At 69.4% G+C, this 19939-nt stretch carries 21 protein-coding genes; 7 read left to right on the forward strand and 14 right to left on the reverse strand.

Annotated elements, in window-relative coordinates; all coding sequences use genetic code 11:
- Positions 1-43 precede the first annotated feature (43 nt).
- Genes NDR87_RS22500 through tkt form a run of 6 tightly spaced genes read right to left on the reverse strand, consistent with a single transcriptional unit; the run spans position 44 to position 6899 of the window.
- Positions 44-394, reverse strand: coding sequence for a hypothetical protein (locus NDR87_RS22500; protein WP_251915016.1), 351 nt, complete (start codon positions 392-394; stop codon positions 44-46).
- Positions 395-416: 22 nt separating this feature from the next.
- Complete coding sequence (gene pgl / locus NDR87_RS22505) at positions 417-1151, reverse strand: 6-phosphogluconolactonase (protein ID WP_251915015.1); 735 nt, start codon at positions 1149-1151, stop codon at positions 417-419.
- Positions 1144-2052 (reverse strand): glucose-6-phosphate dehydrogenase assembly protein OpcA, encoded by a 909-nt coding sequence (gene opcA, locus NDR87_RS22510; protein ID WP_251915239.1) that lies wholly within the window; start codon positions 2050-2052, stop codon positions 1144-1146. The genes pgl and opcA overlap by 8 nt, the downstream gene beginning before the upstream one ends.
- The gene (zwf, locus tag NDR87_RS22515; protein WP_251915014.1) at positions 2049-3611 is read right to left on the reverse strand and encodes a glucose-6-phosphate dehydrogenase; all 1563 of its coding nucleotides are present in this window, start codon (positions 3609-3611) and stop codon (positions 2049-2051) included. Before zwf ends, opcA begins: the two co-directional genes overlap by 4 nt.
- 5 nt (positions 3612-3616) lie before the next feature.
- On the reverse strand, positions 3617-4747 hold the full coding sequence (gene tal / locus NDR87_RS22520; RefSeq protein WP_251915013.1) for a transaldolase: 1131 nt from the start codon (positions 4745-4747) through the stop codon (positions 3617-3619).
- Positions 4748-4754: 7 nt separating this feature from the next.
- Positions 4755-6899 (reverse strand): transketolase, encoded by a 2145-nt coding sequence (gene tkt, locus NDR87_RS22525; RefSeq protein WP_251915012.1) that lies wholly within the window; start codon positions 6897-6899, stop codon positions 4755-4757.
- 276 nt (positions 6900-7175) lie between these two features.
- Here tkt and NDR87_RS22530 point away from each other — a divergent pair, with 276 nt between their 5' ends.
- On the forward strand, positions 7176-8162 hold the full coding sequence (locus NDR87_RS22530; protein WP_251915011.1) for a heme o synthase: 987 nt from the start codon (positions 7176-7178) through the stop codon (positions 8160-8162).
- 472 nt (positions 8163-8634) lie between these two features.
- On the opposite strand, the gene NDR87_RS22535 is transcribed toward NDR87_RS22530, so the two are convergent.
- Together NDR87_RS22535 and NDR87_RS22540 are read right to left on the reverse strand one after the other, a co-directional pair.
- Positions 8635-9840 (reverse strand): hypothetical protein, encoded by a 1206-nt coding sequence (locus NDR87_RS22535; RefSeq protein ID WP_251915010.1) that lies wholly within the window; start codon positions 9838-9840, stop codon positions 8635-8637.
- Between the two features lie 137 nt (positions 9841-9977).
- On the reverse strand, positions 9978-11405 hold the full coding sequence (locus NDR87_RS22540) for an FAD-dependent monooxygenase (RefSeq protein WP_251915009.1): 1428 nt from the start codon (positions 11403-11405) through the stop codon (positions 9978-9980).
- An 86-nt stretch (positions 11406-11491) separates the two neighbouring features.
- Between NDR87_RS22540 and NDR87_RS22545 the strand changes: the two genes are divergently transcribed.
- Entirely contained in the window at positions 11492-12091 is a 600-nt protein-coding gene (locus NDR87_RS22545) for a TetR/AcrR family transcriptional regulator (protein ID WP_251915008.1), read from the forward strand.
- 10 nt (positions 12092-12101) lie between these two features.
- Here NDR87_RS22545 and NDR87_RS22550 read toward each other — a convergent pair whose 3' ends face one another.
- Positions 12102-13067, reverse strand: coding sequence for a quinone oxidoreductase (locus NDR87_RS22550; RefSeq protein WP_251915237.1), 966 nt, complete (start codon positions 13065-13067; stop codon positions 12102-12104).
- Between the two features lie 82 nt (positions 13068-13149).
- Here NDR87_RS22550 and NDR87_RS22555 point away from each other — a divergent pair, with 82 nt between their 5' ends.
- Together NDR87_RS22555 and NDR87_RS22560 are read left to right on the forward strand one after the other, a co-directional pair.
- A complete protein-coding gene (locus NDR87_RS22555; protein ID WP_251915007.1) occupies positions 13150-13494 on the forward strand; it encodes a hypothetical protein in 345 nt (114 codons plus the stop codon).
- 2 nt (positions 13495-13496) lie between these two features.
- On the forward strand, positions 13497-14273 hold the full coding sequence (locus NDR87_RS22560) for a transporter substrate-binding domain-containing protein (RefSeq protein WP_251915006.1): 777 nt from the start codon (positions 13497-13499) through the stop codon (positions 14271-14273).
- Between the two features lie 59 nt (positions 14274-14332).
- Here the strand turns inward: NDR87_RS22560 and NDR87_RS22565 are convergent, their stop codons facing one another.
- The 3 genes from NDR87_RS22565 to NDR87_RS22575 all read right to left on the reverse strand — a co-directional run bounded on the left by NDR87_RS22565 (position 14333) and on the right by NDR87_RS22575 (position 16242).
- On the reverse strand, positions 14333-14560 hold the full coding sequence (locus tag NDR87_RS22565) for a hypothetical protein (protein ID WP_251915005.1): 228 nt from the start codon (positions 14558-14560) through the stop codon (positions 14333-14335).
- 108 nt (positions 14561-14668) lie between these two features.
- On the reverse strand, positions 14669-15601 hold the full coding sequence (locus NDR87_RS22570; protein WP_251915004.1) for a hypothetical protein: 933 nt from the start codon (positions 15599-15601) through the stop codon (positions 14669-14671).
- On the reverse strand, positions 15598-16242 hold the full coding sequence (locus NDR87_RS22575) for a TetR/AcrR family transcriptional regulator (RefSeq protein WP_251915003.1): 645 nt from the start codon (positions 16240-16242) through the stop codon (positions 15598-15600). The genes NDR87_RS22570 and NDR87_RS22575 overlap by 4 nt, the downstream gene beginning before the upstream one ends.
- A 76-nt stretch (positions 16243-16318) precedes the next feature.
- Between NDR87_RS22575 and NDR87_RS22580 the strand changes: the two genes are divergently transcribed.
- Entirely contained in the window at positions 16319-17725 is a 1407-nt protein-coding gene (locus NDR87_RS22580; RefSeq protein ID WP_251915002.1) for an MFS transporter, read from the forward strand.
- 13 nt (positions 17726-17738) lie between these two features.
- Positions 17739-18617 (forward strand): DUF2236 domain-containing protein, encoded by an 879-nt coding sequence (locus tag NDR87_RS22585; protein ID WP_251915001.1) that lies wholly within the window; start codon positions 17739-17741, stop codon positions 18615-18617.
- Positions 18618-18636: 19 nt separating this feature from the next.
- On the opposite strand, the gene NDR87_RS22590 is transcribed toward NDR87_RS22585, so the two are convergent.
- A complete protein-coding gene (locus tag NDR87_RS22590) occupies positions 18637-19266 on the reverse strand; it encodes a TetR/AcrR family transcriptional regulator (RefSeq protein WP_251915000.1) in 630 nt (209 codons plus the stop codon).
- 62 nt (positions 19267-19328) lie between these two features.
- On the opposite strand from NDR87_RS22590, the gene NDR87_RS22595 reads away from it, so the two are divergent.
- Positions 19329-19706, forward strand: a complete 378-nt coding sequence (locus tag NDR87_RS22595) for an SgcJ/EcaC family oxidoreductase (RefSeq protein ID WP_251914999.1) — start codon at positions 19329-19331, stop codon at positions 19704-19706.
- Here NDR87_RS22595 and NDR87_RS22600 read toward each other — a convergent pair.
- Positions 19703-19918: a zinc ribbon domain-containing protein gene (locus tag NDR87_RS22600; RefSeq protein WP_251914998.1), complete on the reverse strand. Its 216-nt coding sequence runs from the start codon at positions 19916-19918 to the stop codon at positions 19703-19705. The two genes, NDR87_RS22595 and NDR87_RS22600, sit on opposite strands and share 4 nt — an antisense overlap.
- Positions 19919-19939: the final 21 nt, after the last annotated feature.

A 19939-nucleotide genomic window follows, 5' to 3' on the forward strand; every position in this document is an offset into this window, starting at 1 on the left:
CCGAGCCGATCGGGTTGAAACCTGTTCGTTGCCAATCACCGGTTCATTCGCTCTGCTCCCACGCGGCGACGGGCAGCGAGAGATACACCCCCACCTCCGCCAGGCCGAACGTCTTCTCGATCTCCCGATGCAGCCGCTCCACCCGCTCCTGCCGATTGTCGGCCCGGCTCGGGAAGAACTTCGACTTCACCTCGACCACGACCTCGAGCCCGCCCCGATCGAACGGCCCCCACTGCCGAAACCGCACCTCCGCATCCCCGGGCTGCAGATTCCCGTCGTAGGGCTCCTCCGGACATTCCACGGCCACCGACACCAAATGCGGCAGCCGCAACGACATTTCCCGCAGCGTGTCCGCGGAAACGGACGGCGCGTAGGTCACCTCGATGATCGGCACGCCGCCCAGTCTATCGATCCGCTCAGCGCGGCAGATCCGCCGCCGCCGCCTCGTCCAGCAGCCATGTCGTGGATTCGCTGCCCTTCGCGCCCGCGGCGGGGATGTCGAGGTGCGACGCTCCCGCGAGGGCCGCCGCGACGGCCGCGGCCTTGGCCTCGCCGCCGACGATGAGGACGACGTGGCGGGCGCGCTGGACCGCGGGCAGGGTCAGGGTGACTCGAACCGGCGGGGGCTTGGGTGAATTGGTCACGGCGACAACGAGTTCGTGCTGTTCGCGGGTCGCATCGGTATGCGGGAACAGCGAGTTCACGTGGCCCTCGCCGCCCATGCCGAGCAGGTGCAGGTCGAAGGAGCCGAACTCGGCCAGGTGGGCGTGCACGGTCGCGGAGTATTCGGCGGCGGCCTCGACCGGGTCCGGATACTCGCCGTCGGAGGCGGCCACCGGGTGCACCCGCGACGGATCGACCGGGACATGGTCGAACAGCGCTCGGCGGGCCTGCAATTCGTTGCGCTCGGCGTCGCCGGTGGGCACGAAACGCTCGTCGCCCCAGAAGATGTCGAGCCGCGACCAGTCGATCTCGCCGCCCAGCTTGCGCAGCTGCTCCAGGGTGGCGATACCGGTTCCGCCGCCGGTGACCACGACCGATGCCCGACCGCGTGCGCGCTGGGCCGCGGTCACGATCTCGACGAACCGTTCGGCCGCCGCGACCGCCAAAGCGTCGGTGTCGGCGAGGATTTCGACGCCGGGCTCACTCATACACAACCCTTTCGATTCCGGCCAGGGCCTCGGCGTAGACCTCGTCGGCGTCCAGCCGCCGCAGCTCCTCGGCCAGGCAGTCCTTGGTTTCCCGGCGCGCCAGCGCGAAACGCTGATCCGGTTCACCGGTGCGCGACATGGTCGCGGTGCGCCCGGTCTGGGGGCGGGAGATGGTGATCGAGACCGTCGGCCGGTGCAGCTCCACCTTCAGCTCGCCCGTGCGGCGGCGCACCGGGCACTTCAGCCGCGCCGCGAGCCAGCCCGCGAGCACGTCCAGCGCGGGCTCCTCGTACAGGCCCGACACCGTCACCGATTCGACCGGCTCGTAGGGCGGTTCGTCGAGTGCGGCGGCCAGCAGCGCGCGCCAGTAGGTGATCCGGCTCCACGCGAGGTCGGTGTTGCCGGGTGCGTAGGAGGCCAGCCGCTTCTTGATCGCGGCCTGCGGATCGGCGGCGAAGGTGGCGTCGGTGATGCGGCGAATCGCCAAGCGCCCCACCGAATCCTTCGACGGATACTCCGGCGCCCCGCGCGGCCACCACGCCACCACCGGCGTATCGGGCAGCAGGAACGGAATCACCACGCTGCTCTCGTGATTGATCAGCTCACCCTGCAACCGCAGCACGAGCACCTCCGCCGCGCCCGCGTCCCCGCCGACTCTTATCTGGGCGTCGAGCTTGGTCTCGGCGAAGCGGTCACCGCGCGCCAGCACTATCACCCGGCACGGATGTTCGCGGCTGGCGTCGTTGGCCGCATCGATGGCGTCCTCGGCCTCCGAGGAGTCCAGCGTGCACACCACCAGCGTCAGCACCCGGCCCTGGGTGACCACGCCGTTGCTCTCGCGCAGCTTCACCAGCCGCTTGGCGACGTCCTGGGTGGTGGTATCGGGCATATCCACTATCACGGTCGCCGCCATTCCCGCCCGGTGCGAGCGAGCATCTCGTCGGCCGCCGCCGGACCCCAGGTGCCCGCCTCGTACGGTTCGGGCTTGCCGTCGGCGGCCCAGTGCGCGAGCACGGGATCGAGGATGCGCCAGGACAATTCGACCTCCTCGTTGACCGGGAACAGCGAGGGCTCGCCGAGCAGCACATCGAGGATGAGCCGCTCGTAGGCCTCCGGGGACGCCTCGGTGAACGATTCGCCGTAGCTGAAGTCCATGTTCACATCGCGCACCTCCATGCCCGAGCCGGGCACCTTGGACCCGAAGCGCAGGGTGATGCCCTCATCCGGCTGCACGCGGATGACCAGCGCGTTCTGGCCGAGCTCCTCGGTCATTGTCTGATCGAAGGGCAGATGCGGCGCACGCTTGAACACGATCGCGATCTCGGTGACCCGGCGCCCCAGGCGTTTTCCGGTGCGCAGATAGAACGGCACCCCCGCCCAGCGGCGGGTGTCGACATTGAGGGTGATGGCCGCGTAGGTCTCGGTGCGCGAGTTCGGATCGAACCCGTCCTCCTCGAGCAGGCCGACGGCCTTCTCACTGCCCTGCCAGCCCTCGGTGTACTGCCCGCGCGCGGTCGTCTCGTCCAGCGGCTCCACCAGTTTGGTGGCCGAGAGCACCTTGATCTTCTCGATCTGCAGCTGCCGCGGCTGGAAGCTGACCGGATCCTCCATCGCCGTCAGCGCCAGCAGCTGCAGCAGATGGTTCTGGATGACGTCGCGGGCCGCGCCGATGCCGTCGTAATAGCCTGCGCGCCCGCCCAATCCGATGTCCTCGGCCATCGTGATCTGGATGTGGTCGACGTAGTTGGAGTTCCAGATCGGCTCGAACAGCTCGTTGGCGAAGCGCAGCGCCAGCAGGTTCTGCACCGTCTCCTTGCCCAGATAGTGGTCGATGCGGAAGACCGTCTCCTCCGGGAAGACCTGATTCACCAGCGCGTTGAGCTCCTTCGCGCTCTTCAAATCGTGGCCGAACGGCTTCTCGATCACCACTCGTCGCCACGGGGCCTGCTCACCGGGCTCGGCCCGACTCTGCTGGGCCAGCCCGGTGCGCGAAAGCTGTTGCAGCACGGTTGGAAACGCGTTCGGCGGAATCGATAGGTAGAAGGCGTGATTGCCGCCGGTGCCGCGCTCCTGATCGAGCTGCTTGAGGGTGTTGGCCAGTTCGGTGAAGGCGTTGTCGTCCTCGAAGGTGCCCTGGACGAAGCGCAGGCCCGCCGAGAGCTGATCCCACACCTCCTGGCGAAACGGCGTGCGCGCATGCTGTTTCACCGCATCGAGCACGACCTGGGAGAAGTCCTCGTCGGCCCAATCGCGCCGGGCGAAGCCGACCAGGGCGAACGCGGGCGGTAACAGCCCGCGATTCGCCAGATCGTAGATGGCCGGCATCAACTTCCTGCGCGACAGGTCACCGGTGACCCCGAAGATCACCATGCTGCACGGACCCGCGATCCGGGGAAGCCGCTTGTCCCGCTCTTCGCGGAGCGGATTCACCGGTGCGGCCGTCGTCTCTACGCCGGCCATCGCGCTCAGTTGCTTCCGGTGGTCTCGAGCTCGGCCTTGGTCGCGGAAAGCAGTTCGTCCCAGGACTTCTCGAACTTCTCCACACCCTCGCGCTCGAGCACCGCGAACACGTCGTCGAGGTCGATGCCGACCGCGGCCAGCTTGTCGAAGACCTGCTGGGCCTCGGCGGCCTTGCCGGTGACGGTGTCGCCGCGCAGCTCACCATGTTCGGCGAACGCCTCGAGGGTCTTCTCCGGCAGGGTGTTGACCGTATTCGGGGCGACCAGCTCGGTGATGTACATGGTGTCGGGGTAGTCCGGATTCTTCACCCCGGTCGATGCCCACAGCGGCCGCTGGCGGTTTCCGCCGGAGGAGGCCAGCTGGTCGTAGGTGGAGGTGTGCGCGCCGCCGTCGAAGACGTCCTGATAGGCGGCGAAGGCCAGGCGGGCGTTGGCGATACCGGCCTTGCCGCGCAGCTCGAGCGCCGCGGGCGTGCCGATCTGCTCCAGCCGCTTATCGATCTCGGAGTCCACGCGGGAGACGAAGAACGAAGCGACCGAATGGATCCGGGCCAGATCGTGGCCCGCGACCCGCGCGTTGCGCAGACCGTCCAGATAGGCGCCCATCACGCTGCGGTAGCGCTCCACGGAGAAGATCAGCGTGACGTTGACGCTGATGCCCTCGGCGATCACCTTGGTGATCGCGGGCAGGCCCGCCTCGGTGGCCGGGATCTTGATGAACAGGTTGGGCCGGTCGACGATCTTCCACAGCTCGATCGCCTGCGCGACCGTCTTGTCGGCGTCGAAGGCCAGGCGCGGATCGACCTCGATCGAGACACGGCCGTCCACACCCTTGCTCGCCTCGAAGACCGGGGCCAGCACATCACAGGCGGCGCGCACGTCGTCGGTGGTGATCGTGCGGATCGCCGCGTCGACGTCGGCGCCGCGGGCGGCCAGTTCCTTGATCTGATCGTCGTAGGCGTGGCCCTTGCTGAGCGCGCCCTGGAAGATCGTGGGGTTGGTGGTCACGCCGACCACGCTGCGGGTGTCGATGAGTTCGGCGAGGTTGCCGGACCGGATGCGGTCGCGCGAAAGATCGTCGAGCCACACCGACACGCCCGCCGCGGACAGCGCGGCGAGATTCTCGTTCTGTGCCATTTGTCGCTTATCCCTTCACCTTGTCGAGTGAACGCTGGGCGGCCTCGACCACGGCGTCGGCGGTGATGCCGAACTCGCGGAACAGGGTCTTGTAATCGGCCGACGCACCGAAGTGCTCGATCGACACGGATTCACCCGCATCTCCGGTGAACCGGTGCCACGGCATCGCTATTCCGGCCTCGACGCTGACGCGGGCGCGGACCGCGGGCGGCAGCACCTCGTCGCGATAGGACTGTTCCTGCGCGTCGAACCACTCCACACACGGCATCGAGACCACGCGGGTGCCGATGCCCTGCTCCTCCAGCCTAGTGCGGGCCTCGACGGCGAGCTGCAGTTCCGAACCGGTGGCGATCAGGATCACCTGCGGTGTGCCCGTGGACGATTCGGCCAGGATGTAGCCGCCCCTGCGGACGCCCTCGTAGCTGGTGCCCTCGACGATCGGCAGATCCTGGCGGGTCAGCGCCAACGCGGACGGGCCGTCGATGAACGGGCCCTGCGCCGGGGTGAAGTGCGAATCCCGTTCGGTGCTCTCCAGTTCCAGGATCGCGCGCCAGGCGTGCACGGTCTCGTTGGCGTCGCCGGGGCGGACCACGTTCAGGCCGGGGATGGCGCGCAGCGCCGCGAGGTGCTCGATCGGCTGATGGGTCGGACCGTCCTCGCCCAGGCCGATGGAGTCGTGGGTCCAGACGTAGATCGCGGGCACCCGCATGAGCGCGGCCAGGCGGACCGCCGGGCGCATGTAGTCGGAGAACACCAGGAAGGTGCCGCCGTACGGGCGGGTCGGGCCATGCAGCGCGATGCCGTTGAGGATCGAGCCCATGGCGTGCTCGCGGACGCCGAAGTGCAGGGTGCGACCGTACGGGTTGGCCTTCCACATGCCGGTCGAGATCGACTCCGGGCCGAAGCTCGGCTGATCGGGCATCGTGGTGTTGTTGGATTCGGCGAGATCGGCCGAGCCGCCCCACAATTCGGGCAGCACGGGCGCGAGCGCGGCGAGCACCTTGCCCGAGGCCTTGCGGGTGGCCATGCCCTTGGGATCCGGCTCCCAGGAGGGCAGCCCATCGGTCCAGCCCTCGGGCAGCTTGCGGGCCACGAGGCGGTCGAACAGCTGCTTGTTCTCCGGATTGGCCTGCGCCCAGGCGTCGAACTGGTCCTGCCACGCGGCGCGGGCGGCCTTGGCGCGGTCGGCGGCATTGGCGCGGGTGTGCGCGATGACCGCGTCGTCGACCTCGAAGGTCTGCTCCGGATCGAAGCCCAGGATCTTCTTGGTGGCGGCCACCTCGTCGGCGCCCAGTGCGGCGCCGTGCGAGGAACCGGTGTTCATCTTGTTGGGCGCGGGATAGCCGATGACGGTGCGCAGCAGGATGAACGAGGGCTTGTCGGTCACGGCCTGCGCCTCGGCGATGGCCTGCTCGATCGCCACCACGTCCTCGCCGCCCTCGACGACCTGCACATGCCAGCCGTAGGCGCGATACCGCGCGGCGGTGTCCTCGGTGAGGGCGATGGTGGTGTCGTCCTCGATGGAGATGCGGTTGTCGTCGTAGAAGACGATCAGATTGCCCAGCTGCTGGGTGCCCGCGAGCGAGGACGCCTCGGAGGTGACGCCCTCCTCGATATCGCCGTCGGAGGCGATGACGTAGACGAAGTGATCGAACGGGCTCTGGCCCTGGGCGGTGTTCGGGTCGAACAGGCCGCGCTCGCGACGGGCGGCCATCGCCATGCCGACCGCCGAGGCCAGGCCCTGGCCCAGCGGGCCGGTGGTGATCTCGACGCCGCGGGTGTGCCGGTACTCCGGGTGGCCCGGGGTCAGCGAGCCCCACTTGCGCAGGTTCTTCAGATCGTCGAGTTCGAGGCCCGAGCCCGACAGGTACAGCTGGATGTACTGGGTGAGGCTGGAGTGGCCCGCCGACAGCACGAACCGGTCCCGCCCGGTCCAGTCCGGATCGCTCGGGTCGTAGCGCAGCACGCGCTGGTAGAGGGTGTAGGCCAGGGGGGCGAGGCTCATCGCGGTGCCGGGGTGTCCGTTGCCCGCGTTCTGCACCGCGTCGGCGGCGAGGACGCGGACCGTGTCGACGGCTCGCGTGTCCAGATCGGTCCAGTCGCTCGGGTGCTTCGGCTGGGTGAGGGCGCGGATGTCGTCTGTGATCGACACGACCGGGGTTCTCCTGACCTTCTCGTCATCTGTTGGCACGGCTTCGGGCTACCCACCACCCTAGAGGTCATCGCAATCCCGCGATGCGGGAACCCGCCCGCTGCCGGGCCGGTGTCCTCGCTTCGTTACGGTGGATGATTACCGCGCTGAACGCGCACCATGCCTGCGGCACGGGCGGATTCGCGGCGGGTGCGTGCGAGACCACACCGGCGCGGGGTCTACCATCGTGCGTAGTAGTTCCTATCGGATCGAGTGCACCACCTGCGAGGAGAGACAGTGCGGATTGGGCAACAGCCGGGTGGTGCGCATGGCTCCTCCGCGACGGCGCTGGCTGAGCGGGTGACCGGTACGGGTCCGGTCGCGACGCTGGCCCGGCGCGTGCTGGCCTACATCGCGCTGACCAAGCCGCGCGTCATCGAGCTGCTGCTGGTCGCCACCATTCCGACGATGCTGCTGGCCGATCGCGGGCATGTCGACATCCGGCTCATCCTGGCCACCCTGTTCGGCGGCTGGATGGGTGCGGCGAGTGCGAACACGTTGAACTGCGTCGCCGACGCCGACATCGACAAGGTGATGAAGCGGACCTCGCGGCGGCCGCTGGCCCGCGAGGCCGTGCCGACCCGCAACGCGTTCGTCTTCGGCGTCGCGCTCGGCATCGGATCCTTCGCGTGGCTGTGGTGGCAGGCCAATCTGCTGTCCGGCGTGCTGGTCGTCGCGACCATCCTCTTCTACGTCTTCGTCTACACCCTCGGCCTCAAGCGCCGCACCTCGCAGAACGTCGTCTGGGGCGGCGCGGCCGGATGTATGCCCGCCCTGGTCGGCTGGTCGGCCGCGACCGGCACCATCGGCTGGCCCGCGATCGTGCTGTTCCTGGTCATTTTCTTCTGGACCCCGCCGCACACCTGGGCATTGGCCATGCGCTACAAGGAGGACTACCGCGCCGCGGGCGTCCCCATGCTCCCGGTCGTCGCCACCGAACAGGCCGTAACCAAGCAGATCGTCATCTACACCTGGCTCACGGTCCTGGCCACGCTCGCCCTCATCCCCGCCACCGGTGTCGTCTACGCCGCTGTCGCCCTGGCCGCGGGCGCCTGGTTCCTCCTCATGGCCCACCAGCTCTACTCCGGCGTCCGTCGCGGCGAATCCGTCAAGCCCCTGCGCCTGTTCCTACAGTCCAACAACTATCTCGCGGTCGTCTTCTGCGGCCTGGCGGTCGATTCGGTCCTGGGCTGGCACACCATCGGGAACACCCTGTTCGGCTGAGCCCCCACGGCTTTCACCGCGCGCCCCTTCCGGTTCTCGAATCGGAGGGGCGCGCCTATTTTGACGGCTTCGTCCGTTCACCGGGCGCGGTTTTCGTTCTGGTCCATCGGCTGAAGGCCCCGCACCGCCCGCTGGGCGGACGGTGCGGGGACAGAGGGAGGACCGTCGGGACAGAGGGCGGCCGTCGGGCGGGGACAGAGGGAGGGTCGTTGGGCGGGGACAGAGGGAGGGTCGTTGGGCGGGGACAGCGGAAGGGTCGTTGGGCGGGTACAGCGGAAGGGCCGTCGGGCGGGGACCTCGCTCGGGTGGTTGATGCGGGCGGGCTCTCGTTCTCCCGCGGGCGGGGTCTTCATTTTCGTGCGCGGCTCTTCATCTGATTCCCTGCGCGGCTCTTCATCTGATTCCCTGCGCGGCGGGCTTCCATTTGTCCCCGGCGCCGTCCGCCCAGCGGGCGGCGCCGGGGTCCCGGCGATCAGGGCGGACAGGGCTGGAAGGGGTAGCAGGCCGGGCCGGGGGTTTCGGTGGGGATGGTGCGGTTGGGGGCGGGGGTGAAGGGAAGTTTGGTGGTTTGGGTGGAGCCGGGGGAGTGGGCAGGGGCCGGTTTGTTGGCGCCGCCGGAGCACAGGGCGGCTGTGGCCAGGAGGATTACGAGGAAGGCCAGGATTACCAGGGGGGCGATGCCGCGGCCGCGGCGGCGGGGTGGTTGGGGTGGGCGGGGGTCGAAGGGGACCGAATACGGCTGGGGGGTGGGGGGATAGGGGTGGGGGTTGGGGGTGAATTGCGGGGTGGGTGCGGGTCCCGGTGGGGGAGCGGCGAATTCGCGGGCGCCCGGTTGTGGGCCGCGTGGGGTGTTGCTGGGCGGGGGGATCGGTACGCCGGGGTTGGCCGTGGGGGCGGTCGGTGGCGGTATGGGTGCGCCGCTCGGCGGGGGAACGGGTGCGCCGCCGGCTGGGATGGGGGCCGCGGCGGTCGGAGCCGGGATGGGGGCGGGGTTGGCTGCCGGTTGGGGGGCGGTGACCGGGGCGGGGCGGTCGGTGGCCGGGCGGGGTGGGGTGCGGTCGGCGCGGGGGGCGGGGAAACCCTCGGTGGTGAGGTCGGAATAGGTTGCCGCGGCGGCGAAACCGAGGGCGCCGAGGGCCTGGCCGACCTGGGCGGCGTTCCAGGAATCGGGGGCGTCGGCGGTGATGCGGGTGAAATACGAACGCAGCGAGGACGGTCCGTCACCGACCACGACATCGATGTCGGCGGGCAACTCGCCCTTCTCCAGCGAGACCCGGGTGCCCAGCTGCGGGATGACGAGCACGATGCCCATCACGCCCACGTCCTCGCGGCCCGGTGCGGCGCGCAGCAGGCGCTGGATCTCGTCGGTGCGCGCGCGAATCTCGGCCATCGCCTCGGTGCCGTTCTCCGTGCCCTCGAGCGGTGCGACCCGATCGTCGATCGTCCACGGCGCATCCGCGGCGACGTGCAGCGCGCCGTTGATCCGTTCGGTGAAGCCCTTGACCGTCATCGCCACGCAGATCTTGGGCGTCCACACGATCGCGTCGGCGCCACCGGCCTTCACCACCGCGATCCCGGGCAGCGCATGCGCCCCGGTCCACGACTTCAACCAGTTCACCACCGTCCGTTCGGTGGCGGACAGGCGCGACGGGTCGTCGTTGCGGACCTTCACCAACATCGTGATCAACCCCTGATCGATGCCTCATCTGTCGGCCGCCCGAGCGGTCGTTCGACCACGGTACCGGGGAACCGGGCGAATCGGCTTGTGCGGCAGCACAGATCATCCAGTATCCGTGCCGCCGCGTTACGTGCGGGTCACCCCTCTCGACGCCAGGCCAGATAGCCGTCGGGCCGAATCAGGATTCGGGTGCCCGCCGCGGCCGCGTAGTCGGTGAACGCGTGACCCTCGACGGCGACGAGTTGTTCGCCGGTCGGCGGCCGTTTCGGGGAGGCGATCGAATAGCTGCGCACCCCCGCCGCGGCGGGTGCGGCGGGCGCGTCGAAGGACAGCAGCGTGGCATGCGGCCCCCGAAACAGGTCGAACAGCCGCACCGACCTCCCGTCGGCGCGGCGCAGCGGAGCATCCGGCGCCCGATCGCCCGCGACCAACCGTCCGGTCGCGCCGGGCGATCGGTAGCTGACATCCAGCTGCATGGTGTCCTCGCCCCGCTCCATCGCCGCCTCGTCGCCCGCCCGATGCCGGTCGAGCAGATCGGTACTGATCCCGAGCACCCGCGCCGCCACTCCGCGCCGCTCGCTTTCGTAGCTGTCGAGCAAATCGCCGTTGCCCTCCAGGGCGGCCGCGAGCTTCCAGCCGAGGTTGTAGGCGTCCTGCACGCCGGTGTTCATGCCCTGCCCGCCGGTCGGCGGGTGCACATGCGCCGCGTCCCCGGCCAGGAACACCCGCCCGACCCGGAACCGTTGCGCCAGCCGAATATTCGGCCGCCAGGCCGAGGCCCACACCGGCTCACCGAGCACGATGTCGGTGCGGCCGGAGCAGCGATCCAACGCGGCCTGCATCACCGCGCGGGTGGGCTGCTCATCGGTCAGCGGCGCGATGAACTGGAACAGTGGGCCGCCGGGCAGGGGAGTCAGGGCGACGCCGTCCATGGCCGCCTCGGGCGGGGCGAACCAGTACCCGTAGTCGTGGTCGAGCGCATCAGCGCGCACATCGCCGATCAGCATGCGAAACGCCTCGTCGGTGCTGCCCTCGAACGCCACACCCAGCACCTTGCGTACCGTGCTCGCACCCCCGTCCGCGCCAACGAGGTAGTCCACCCGTACCGTCTCCACACCGCCCGGGCCGTCGAGGGCGACCGTCACCGCCGCCTCGTCCTGGGTGAAATCGACCACCGCGGTGGACAATTCGACCCTCACCCCGAATTCGGCCAGTCGCTCCCGCAGAATCCCCTCCACCTGCGACTGTCCCAGCACCCAGGCGTTGGGATACGGAATCGCCGGACTGGGCTCGCGCGGTTCGGCCCGCCGGCGCTCGCCCACGAACTCCCCGCCGATGTGGATCCGCATCGGCGCCACCGCCGCCCCCGCGGCCAGCACCGCCTCGATCACGCCGAGATCGTCGAACACCTCGAGCGTGCGCGGCTGGATGCCGTCGCCACGCGAGCCGACGAAGAACTGGCCGGCCCGCTCGACGATGCGCACGGCCACGCCCCGCCGGGCCAATTCGATGCCGAGGGTCAGCCCGGTCGGGCCCGCTCCCGCGACGAGTACCTGCGTAGACACCTGTCCTCCAGTGAGTGAAACCAAATTCAATGAATCTGAATTCAGTATTCGGGTTGGTAGGGTCCGCTGTCAACAAGGAGGTGAGGATGGCCCGCCGCAAGGAGCAGTCGGCCGAAACCGAACAGGCTTTGAAGGACGCCGCGCGCCGATTGTTCGCCGAACGCGGCTATCTGAACACCAAGATCACCGACATCACCACGGCCGCCGGTCGCGCCGCCGGTTCCTTCTACAACCACTTCGCGAGCAAGGAGGAACTGCTGCAGGCGCTGCTTCGGGATTTCGGTGCGGAGGGTGACGCCGCGGCGGAGCAGCGCGAGCACAAACCGGATTTCACCGATCCGGAGGCGGTGCACTACCACGTGCGCGCCTACTGGGATTTCGCGCGTCGGCACTGGCCGGTGCTGCGCGCGGTCGACCAGGCCGCGCTGGTCAATGACGAATTCGCCCAGCTGGCAAGCCGTTTCGCCGCCGAGGGGCGGGCGGAGGTGGCCGATCACCTCGACGGTTTCGACGCCGCGGGCCTACGGCTGCCGAGCACGCGCGAGGGCAGCCTGGCGATGATGTTCCTGATGATGCACGCGCTGCTGCAGGCGGTGGCGGAGGGCGCGGTCGAGCTGACCGACGATCAGGCGGTCGACGGTCTGACCCGATTCGTCTACCGCGGCCTGACCGGCCGCGACTACTGACGCGAAAGACCTATGGCAGCAATACGATCGAGCCGGTGGTCTTGCGGCCCTCCAGATCCCGGTGTGCCCGTTCGGCTTCCGCGAGCGGATAGGTCGCACCGACGCGCACGCGCAGCGTGCCCTTGGCGATCGCATCGAAGATATCGCCCGCGCGCCAGAGCAATTCGTCGCGGGTGCGGGTGTAGTGCGCCAGCGTCGGGCGGGTGACGAACAGCGATCCGGCTCGGTTGAGCCGCTGCAGATCGAATGGCGGCACCGGCCCGCTGGCCGCGCCGAACAGCGCCAGCATGCCGCGAATCCGCAGCGACGCCAGGCTCGCCTCGAACGTCGCCCTACCGACGCCGTCGTACACCGCCGCCACACCCTCGCCGCCGGTGAGCTCGCGCACCCGATCGGCGAGATCGTCGCCGTAGCGCAGCACCTCGGCCGCGCCCGCCTCGCGCGAGAGCGCCTCCTTCTCGTCGCTGGAGACGGTCGTGATCACCCGCGCGCCCTTGGCCGCCGCCAGCTGGGTCAGCAGCAGGCCCACGCCGCCCGCACCGGCGTGCACGAGCACCGCCGCACCGGGTTCGGGCCGATGGATCGATTCGACCAGGTAGTGCGCGGTCATGCCCTGCAGCAGCGCCGAGGCCGCCACCGCGGGCTCGACGCCGTCTGCCACCGGCACGGCGACCGCCGCCGGTACGAGCACCCGCTCGGCATAACTGCCCGGCGCGGCCGCCCACGCCACCCGGTCGCCGATCCGGAATTCGCCCACCCCGTCGCCGGCCGCCCGCACCACGCCGGCGCCCTCCGAACCGGGGATGTAGGGCACGTCCTGCGGATATGCGCCGGTGCGGAAGTAGGTATCGATGTAATTGACGCCGATCGCCTCGGTCTGGACCAGCAGCTGCCCCGGGCCCGGCTGCGGGTCGGGCACTTCCGCGTACTTCAGGACCTCGGGACCGCCGTGCTCGGAAACCTGAATGGCGCGCATGGAATCCAGTTCTACACCGGCCCGCGCGCACTGTCCGCGGCACCCGCTGGACGCGACCTTACCCATCGGTAAACTGATCGGCATGACCGACACCGCCACCGTGACCAAGCCGTCGTCCGCCGTCATCACCTCGGTGCGTAAGTTCGTCGCCGCTCACGGCGGTTCGGCCACCGCCGTGCTGCAGCCGATCGGGCGCATCGGCGTGCGGATCACCCTCGTCGGCGCCGACGGCGTGCTCGGCGATCGGGTGGTCGACGATCTGGCGACCGCCAAGGCCGTGGTCGAGGCCGTCGAGGGCGTCACCGAGACCGAGCACTGGGATCGCGACACCAGCGCCGCGGCCAATCCGGCGCGGGGGCACTGGGCGAAGATGGCCGGGTGGGTCGCCCATCAGAGCCGCTTCCCCAGGGCGCGTAACGAGCGCTGAGCATGGGGGTTCGCCGGTACGCGGCCGCGCTCGCGGCCACCGTGCTTTCCGTTGTCGCGCTGGCGATTCCGGCGCACGCGCAGGACGCGGCGCAGCTGCGGGTGTGCACCCCCGGTGACTACCCGCCCTATGCGGTGGCCGACGGCAACGGCGGCTACCGCGGCGTCGACATCGAACTCACCCGCGGGCTGGCCGAGATGATCCGCCGGCCCGTCCGCTTCGTGCCGACCACCTGGGCCTCGCTGAAAACCGACTTCGCCGCCCTGCACTGCGATCTGGCGGTGGGTGGCATCTCCGACTCCCCGGCCCGGCGCGAATACGCCGACTTCTCGGTCGCCTACGGCACCGACGGCAAGGCGCCCATCACCCGCGCCGAGAACGCCGACGAATATGCCACGATCGATCGGATCAACCGCCCCGAGGTCCGTGTGATCGTCAACCGCGGCGGCACCAACGAAACCTTCGCTCGCACCCACTTCCCCGACGCCCACCTCATCCTCTGGCCGGACAACATCACCATCTTCGACCAGCTCACCCAGGGCAACGCCGACGTCTTCGTCACCGACGCGGTCGAGGGCCGCTACCGCACCCGCCTGCACCCCGGCCTAGTGGTCCTGCACCCCGACCACCCCTTCGACTCCTTCGACAAGATCTTCCTCATCCGCGAGAACGACCCCCTCCTGGCCGCCGAGGTGAACACCTGGCTGACCATCCAACGGCTCACCGGCGGCATCGACCGCCTGTTCGCCGACTGGATCGGCCCCCACGCCACGGCCTGAGCGAAAGAGAAGCCCCGGTCCATTGGTACCGGGGCGTTCCCATCGGGAGACCTGGAAGATCAGCAGGTCGACGCGGGCGGGCACTTCTTTCCGGTGGACCCGCTCAGGAGCAGCTCCGACAGCGACTTCGACGAACCGCTGTCCACCGTGGTGCCATTCACCTCCGTCGCCGAGCTGTTCGTCGCGGATTCCAGGGGGATGCCGGCACCCAGTGCGGGTGCCGCCCCGGCGCCGATCGCGAGAACGGCCACACCGGCGGCCAGGGTCCTGATACCGAAATACTTCACGAAATGCCTTTCGCCTCGTTGAAACGTGCGCGGCCACAGTATCTTTGGTGGCTGCTGTCCAACATGCCCGCAATTGCGGGGACGGCGAAGACAGGGGCTGCCGCGGCGTCAGGCAGTTCCGAATTCGATGTCCGCTGCCGGTGGATCGCGGCGCAGTCGGTCGAGCTCGAGTATTTCGTGGATCCATGTCGGTGCGGTTATCCGGTTGCGCGCCAATTCCCGGATGGTGGCGGCCGCGATCGCGGCGGTGGCCGCGGATTGGCCGCGACCGGTCGCCCATCGGGTCGACCCGTCGGCGGCGCGGGCCAGTGCGACCCAGCGATCGCCGCCCGGCATTCGAGACGGTGCCAGCGATCGCAGCGCGGGGGCCCAGGTCAGGGCGGCCAGCCCGGCCGTCGCCGGGCGGGAGTCCAGTCTGAGGTAGGTGCGGACCGGGACGCCGAATTCGCGCGTGAGCCGGTGCTGGTCGGCGAAGTCGGCGCGCAGTGCGGGGAACGGCCGGTATCCGGCCGCTTCGGGAATCGGGAACTTCGCGGGTCCGGTGAAGTTGCGGACCCTGGTGCCGTCGGGGTCGGGGAAGTGTTGTCCCAGTAGGCGATAGGTCCAGGCCGTCGCGGCGGGGCCGTGCCGCTCACCGGAGCCGAGGCCGATCATGATGTCGACCGGGCCGGGGCGGTCCCTCAGCGCCTCGGCGGCGAGCAGGGTGGTCAGGCCGGGCGCCAAGCCGATTCCGAGCGCTATCGGTCCCTCGAGCTGTTCCAATGCCTGCACGTAGTCGGAGGTCGCGGAAATCTCGACGAACGGAATTTCGCGCCGGGCGCACTCCGCGGCGAGCCGAATATCCTCGGCGCCTGCGCAATCGACCACCACCGACACCCCGGACAGCGCGGTCCCGAAACCGTCGACCGCGGCCAGATCGACCACCCGGTCGGCACGTGCCGGATCGCGTCCGGCCGCGAGCACCGCAATCCCGTCCGCGCGCAGAAAACGGACCAGGTGGGTGCCGACCGTCCCATACCCGCCCAGCACGAGCACGCTCATCGGTCGTCCTTCCCCCGGGGCGGGAGCAACTGCAGGGTGAGCGCGTCGGTGGCCCACGATTCCCATTGTGCGCCAGTCCAACCGCGCTGGTGAACCAGCAGCTGGTAGGTCTCGGGCGCGAGCACGGCCAGGGCGATATCGGCGGCGCGGGCCGGGGTGATCCCTTCCCGCAGTGGCGTTTTGGCGGCCAGGGCCGCGGCGAGACGGAGTTGGACGGTATGCCGCTGCGCGATATTGGTCTGCCACATCTCGGCGAGTTCCGGGTCCGTCGCCGCGGCCGATCGGATCACCTCCAACAGCGGACCGACCCTGGCCAGAATCGCCGCCGCCGCGGCGACCTGGCGCTCGATCTGCTCGGCGGGCGGTGCGGCCACCGCGGCAGCGAACCAGGGCCGTTCCATGGTGGCGATGGGTTCGCTGTCCCCGGCGATCTCGATGTCGAGTAGCTCGGCCAGGATCGCGCGCTTGGTCGCGAAGGTGAAATACAGCGTCTGCACGGCCATGCCCGCCTCCTCGGCGATGGCCTTCATCGTGGTCGCCGGATAGCCGCGGGTGGTGAACAGTTCCCGTGCCGCCGCCAGCATCTTCGCTCGGTTCGCCGTCGTCTTGGCGGCGCGAACACCGGTGGTTTTGCCTGCCATATCCCGAATTCTACTTGACTAGAGCGCCACTACAGTGAAATCTGACTGTAGTGCTGCTCTAGTGAGAAGGTGTTACATGATCCTGTTGCTGATCACGGTCGTCGAACTGGTGATCTTCCTGGACACGACGGTGCTGAATGTGACGCTGCCCAGCATCGGCGACGAGCTCGGGCTCGACGAGGCGGGATTGGGCTGGGTGACCAACGCCTACCTGCTGGCCTTCGGCGGATTTCTGCTGCTGGGTGGGCGCGCCGCCGATCTGCTCGGACCGCGGCGGGTTTTCGTCGGCGGCATCGCGGTGTTCACGGTGGCCTCCGCCCTGGCCGGACTCGCCACCACGCCCGCGGTGCTGATCGCCGCCCGGGCGTTGCAGGGGCTCGGCGCGGCCGTGGTCATCCCCGCCCAGCTGGCCCTGCTCACCAGGGCGTTCACCGAACCGGCCGCGCGCCATCGCGCCTTCGGGGTCTGGAGTGCCATGGGCGCTGCCGGTGCGGCCATCGGCACCGCGGTCGGCGGACCGCTCACCGATCTGTTCGGATGGCCGTCGGTCTTTTTGATCAATCTCCCGGTCGGGGTGCTCGCCTGCGCCTTCGCCCGGTTGCTGCCGCCGGATCCGACATGGTCGAGTCGGGTCCTGGGTCGGCTCGACGTGCCCGGCGCCGTCACCGGCACGGCCGGGCTGCTGATCGTCGGCTATGCCATCGGTGCGCTCGGCGACCAGTCGAGTCGTGTTCCCGCTGCCATCCTGCTCGGCGTGGGGCTCGCGCTGCTGGGCGGCTTCGTATTCCTCGAGGCCCGCAGCCCACATCCGCTGATGCCGTTGCGGCTGTTCGGGATTCGTCAGGTGAGCGGGTCGGCCGTGGTGAACGCACTCGTGGGCGCGGCGCATGTGCCCACCTTCGCGCTGCTGGCGCTGTACCTGCAGAACACGCAGCGCTACAGCCCGACCGCGTCCGGTCTGGCGGTGCTGCCCGTGGCGGTGGTGAATATCGTCGTCTCCCGCAGCCTGATTCCCTTCGCGCTGGATCGTTTCGGTCCGTGGCGAGTGCTGGCGGCGGGCCTTGGACTGCAGGCCCTGGCCATGGCCTGGTTCGCCCGCCTGCCCGCACACGGCGACTACCCGATCGACGTGCTGCCCGGCGCGGTGCTGCTCGGCATCGGCCTGCCCGCGGCCTTCGTCGGCGTCACCGCACCCGCGGTGACCTCGGTCGACACCGCCGACGCCGGAATCGCCGCCGGCATTGTCAATACCGCCCAGCGCGTCGGATCGGGACTCGGAGTCACCGCCGTGCTCCTACTCGCCGACCTCGTGACCCGCCACTGGACCGCGGCCGATGCCTACCGCGCCGGTCTCAACGTCGCCTTCGCCGCGGCGGCCGCACTGGCGGCGCTGGGCGCGGTGCTGACCGTGGCCCTGCTGCGCACCCCTCCCGCTCCGGTCGCGGCGCACGAGCTCGCGGACAATGCCCCAACCCACCGGTGATCGGAAAGATTCGATGACAACCCAGAAGCGTGGCTGCAAATGGATGCGCGCCGAGATCGAACGCCTCGATTCCGAGGCGGACAGCGCGCGAATCGTGCGCCTGACCAGCTGCCGACTGCTCCCGAGGAGCCTGCTCGTGGTGCATCTGTTCTATACCGTCGGTTTCGTCCGCTTCGCCGGACCACCGGAGTCGGCGGCCGCGGTGGACCGCGACGGGACGGGAATGGTGTACGAGCACGGCATCCGACGCGCCGATGAGACCATGTTCCAGCTGTTCTCCTGGATCGACGACGGAGTGTTCGACGCCGCGAGCCGCGAAGGCCTCGACCAGGTGCGCCACTGGCACTCCGGCGTCGCCCGTACCTGGCCGATGCCGGCGCATACCTTCCAGCACAGTGCCGCGGTCTTCACGCTCATCTACGACCGGCTCCTGCGCCGAATCGCGGGGGCGCCCGGCCTGAGCGACACCGAGCGCCGTGCCCAGCTCCGGCATTGGCGCGCGGTATCGGAAAGGCTGGGCGTCACCGATATTCCACACACCTGGCACGGCATGGAAGAACTGCTCGAGTCCTACGAACACGGTCCGCATTTCGCGTATTCACCGGCCGGACAGCGGCTGGCGAACGCACTGCTCGATCAGTTCGCCACGCGCTGGTTTCCCCGGCCGCTGCGCTGGTTCGGCCGCTGGCTGGCCCTGGCGTTCTCCGAAGAACATGTGATCGACACTCTCGGGATCGCGCGGCCCCCAGGGGTTTTCACCGTCGCGGTGCGCCGCCTGGCACGGGTCGCGGTGTTCGCCAAACAGCATGTGCTGCCGGACCCGCGCGCGGTCTTCCGGCTCAGCGAGATCGTGGCCGGGCACAAGGATGCCGCGCTGCCCGCGCGACGATGAGGCAGGGCGCGAATGTCGTTCAGGGCGTGGGCGCTTCCGCCGCGTTCTGGACGACGGCGGTGAAAAGCATGTCGGACAGCCAGGTCTCGTATTCGTCATAGGACCAGCCGGCCTCGGCGACGAGGCTGTCGTGCACGCCGAGACTCATCAGCGCGACCGCCACGTCGGCCGCGCGCGGGGCGACCGGCGCCCCCGCCGCGCGAATGCGGCCGACGATCATTTCCACGGCAAGGCGATTGCGGCGCTGGCCTTCCGCTTGGGTGGCGGCGATATCCGGATCCACCGCGGCGCCCGAGGCGAGCATCGTGACGATATCGCCGCAGTTCTCGCGGATCCGGCGGGCGGCCGCGGCCAGCAGGCCGAGAAGTGTTGCGGGATCGGAGCTTCGGTTCGCGGCGGCGATCAGATCCGGCATGCCGGTCTCGTCGTCGAGCAGATCGACCAGGCCGGTCAGCACCCCCGCCTTGGAGCCGAAGTGGGCGTAGATCGTCTGCGGCGCGACGCCCGCCTCCTGGGCGATCAGCCGGATCGGGGTGCGCGCGTAGCCGCGCTCGGCGAACAGCCGCCGGGCCGCGGTGAGGATCGTGCGCAGCGTCAGCGCCTCGCGGCGGTCCCGCAGCCGCACTAGTCCCGGCAGATCATCGGCCATGTATGCTCCTTCTAGAACAACGTTCCAACTTTTGGATCGATGTTCCAAGTATAGGAGGAGGGATGCTCGTGACCATCGAGCGGATTATCGAAGGACTCGCCGACGCCTGGAATCGCCGGGACAGTCAGGCGTGGGCCGACCATTTCAGCGAGGATGCCGACTTCGTCGACGTGGTGGCTCGACTGCAGCGCGGCCGGGCCGAGATCGAGGCGTCGGCGCGCAAGATCCTCGACACCATCTATTGCAACAGTCATTTGAAGATGTGGGAACTGGACCGCCGCCCGCTGTCGGAGGACACGACGCTGCTCCACACGGCCACGGCTCTCGACGTGGCCGACGGCCCCCGGCAGGGGCACTACGACAGCGTGCAGACCCTCGTCGTGCGCGAGGGCCGAATCCTGGCCTTCCAGAACACCATGAGTGCGGACTGGGCCCCCTAGCCGCAGCACCCGCCGCCGCAACAGCCGCCCGCCGCGGGCGCGGGCGCGGCGGCGGGCGCACCGGCGGATCCGGTCAGCGCGATCGTGGTGAGCAGTTTGACGGTGTCGGCATGCCCGCCCGGACACGGTGCGGCAGCACCGGATTCGCTCATCGGCCGGACGAGTTCGAAGGTCTCGCCGCACTCGCGGCAGCGGTAGGCGTAGGTCGGCATGGCGGAATTATCCGGTACGAC

The organism is Nocardia sp. CDC159 (assembly GCF_023740735.1).
Classification (GTDB): Bacteria; Actinomycetota; Actinomycetes; order Mycobacteriales; family Mycobacteriaceae; genus Nocardia; species Nocardia pulmonis.